At 40.4% G+C, this 2003-nt stretch carries 4 protein-coding genes; 1 reads left to right on the plus strand and 3 read right to left on the minus strand.

Annotated features, from left to right (window positions below):
• Positions 1-286: hypothetical protein (locus AC1DSB_RS18535; protein WP_477587333.1), on the plus strand; the 286-nt coding region annotated here is incomplete at its 5' end.
• 133 nt (positions 287-419) lie between these two features.
• Here the strand turns inward: AC1DSB_RS18535 and AC1DSB_RS18540 are convergent.
• The 3 genes from AC1DSB_RS18540 to AC1DSB_RS18550 all read right to left on the minus strand — a co-directional run.
• The gene (locus AC1DSB_RS18540) at positions 420-1232 is read right to left on the minus strand and encodes a ClpXP adapter SpxH family protein (protein ID WP_477587334.1); all 813 of its coding nucleotides are present in this window, start codon (positions 1230-1232) and stop codon (positions 420-422) included.
• A complete protein-coding gene (locus AC1DSB_RS18545) occupies positions 1229-1627 on the minus strand; it encodes a globin domain-containing protein (protein ID WP_477531657.1) in 399 nt (132 codons plus the stop codon). Before AC1DSB_RS18545 ends, AC1DSB_RS18540 begins: the two co-directional genes overlap by 4 nt.
• A 156-nt stretch (positions 1628-1783) precedes the next feature.
• On the minus strand, positions 1784-2003 hold a 220-nt coding region (locus AC1DSB_RS18550; protein WP_477587335.1), incomplete at its 5' end, for a CYTH domain-containing protein.

The following is a 2003-nucleotide window of genomic DNA, read 5'->3' on the forward strand; positions in this document are numbered from 1 at the left end:
ACTGTTGTTTATCTTACAGTTGCGCAAGCAGCCTGTTCCGCATGAGCCTTCAAGTATTAAAACCAATTACCTTCAGGTCTCACGATTCACGCTCTTGCGTCAACACTCCAGTGGGCAATACCCTGGAGCGATAACGATGGAACGAAGGCTAAGAACGCCACTTTGTGGAAACGCCTTCGTGACCAACATCCTGTTGGCCAAAGAGGCTTGTCTGTTCGTCCGCGGAAAGGAAAAGGGATTCTATTGCCTCTCTTTTTTCATGACTAGTATTAACAGCATTCTTTAACAAACCATGTTTAATGGATATATCTCCATAAAAACAGCACCCCACTTGTTAGTTGTGGCTAACAAGTGGGGTGCTGTTCACTTTTGTCTTTGGATCGTTTTTATAAAGCGAATGCCCGATTTAAAGGGAGGTTTCACGCTTTTTGCATATAAGATTTGAGTCTCCATTGATTTGTATCTGCCAATGGAATGCGTTCAAGTTGCTGTAGTAGTGTTCGTTTTTTTAATTCTCGCTCCGCGGCATAGTTTGTCACACCGTAAATGGAAGCGATTTCTTTAGTAGACAATGTATGATAGCGTATAAAAAGTTCATCTAGTGTGGGTGGTTCTTGAGGACTTAGTTCCATATCCAACATCTCAGCCAGAATTTTCTCGTATACTTCGTAAGAATACACTCCACACACTTTCAGTCCTTCATCCTCAATATGTTCATTGAAAAATACCATGCTAGGCGATTCACTGACTTCCATTTCCCGACTGATATGGAGATCGCATTGAAAGGCGCGGGTGGCTTCTTTTGACTGAAYATCTGACTTGAATTCTTCTACATCCAACTGTGCTTCTTCCGCAATTGCTATGAGGCTTGTAAATGAAGCAACGTTTTTTGTATCCAAGAAAAACTGTTCTTGAAGTTTTTGAAGATATCGGACTCCAGCTCGTTTACCTTGTAGCTCCGCAGCTTTAATAGCAACAGAGGGAAGTGCTGGATGTGTAAAATCATCGGCATCTACCGAATCATTTGCACAAAATGAATTAAGAGTAGAAAGCTTCGTACTAAGTACTACACGTAACGTGAAATATTGTTCATATTCGACTTGTAATTTTCGCACAATCGGTTGTAAATCAAAGCATGAAGAGCAGAGTGGGTCAATAAATGCGTAAAGCTCAATTGGCTTTGTTGAACTCGTAGAAACTATCGCTTCGGGCGGAATCTGCAAGTTATTCACTCGATTTCCTCCTCTTGATCTGGCCGGTTCGTCATATGATGAGCCGTTAGCACAAGGCGATGATAAAAGTCGTCACGGATTTTTCCTTCTAACTCGACCTCATCCATTGCATCATGCATACACTCAAGCCATGCTTGTGCTCTGTCTGGTGTGATAGGGAAAGGCATATGTCGGGCACGTAACATCGGGTGTCCGTGTTCTTGTGAATAAATATTAGGTCCACCTAAATATTGTGTCAAAAATTGTTTTTGTTTACGAGCGGTTTCCATCAAGTCATCTGGAAATATAGGCTTAAGCTTTGGGTGTGCCGCGACTCTCTCGTAAAATGCATCAACAAGTTGCGACAATTTATCCGGACCAATTTCCTCATAAGGAATAATAGGTTTTCGGGTCATTTTATAAACTCCTTTGCTTGCGCTGTATTCCCATTCTATCAACCTCACGTATATTTCTCAAACAAATCGATTTTGTTAATTCTTACATACAATTTTATTTTCGTAACAACGAATGGAAGTTTATAAATGTACAAGCGGTATTACTATTCATACAGTTTATTTATGCTGAGCCGCTTTCATGAACCGGGCAATTTTTTTTGGTGTTTTACGAATTGGAATTCTATAAGTTGAAAGCATTTCATTAAAGCTATGTTGTCCACTTAAATAATCATTCACTTCAAATTCAACTTCATAATCTGTCTTCCCCAAATAGTCGGAGCGATCCAATACGAGCAAGCCATCTTGATACGGAATTTCTACACGATGTGTATGAAGC

The organism is Paenisporosarcina sp. P4_E4_2 (genome assembly GCF_056401595.1).

Coding starts and splice junctions, on each gene's coding strand:
- AC1DSB_RS18545 (WP_477531657.1), bottom strand. CDS start 1,627: ATGACCCGAAAACCTATTATTCCTTATGAGGAAATTGGTCCGGATAAA.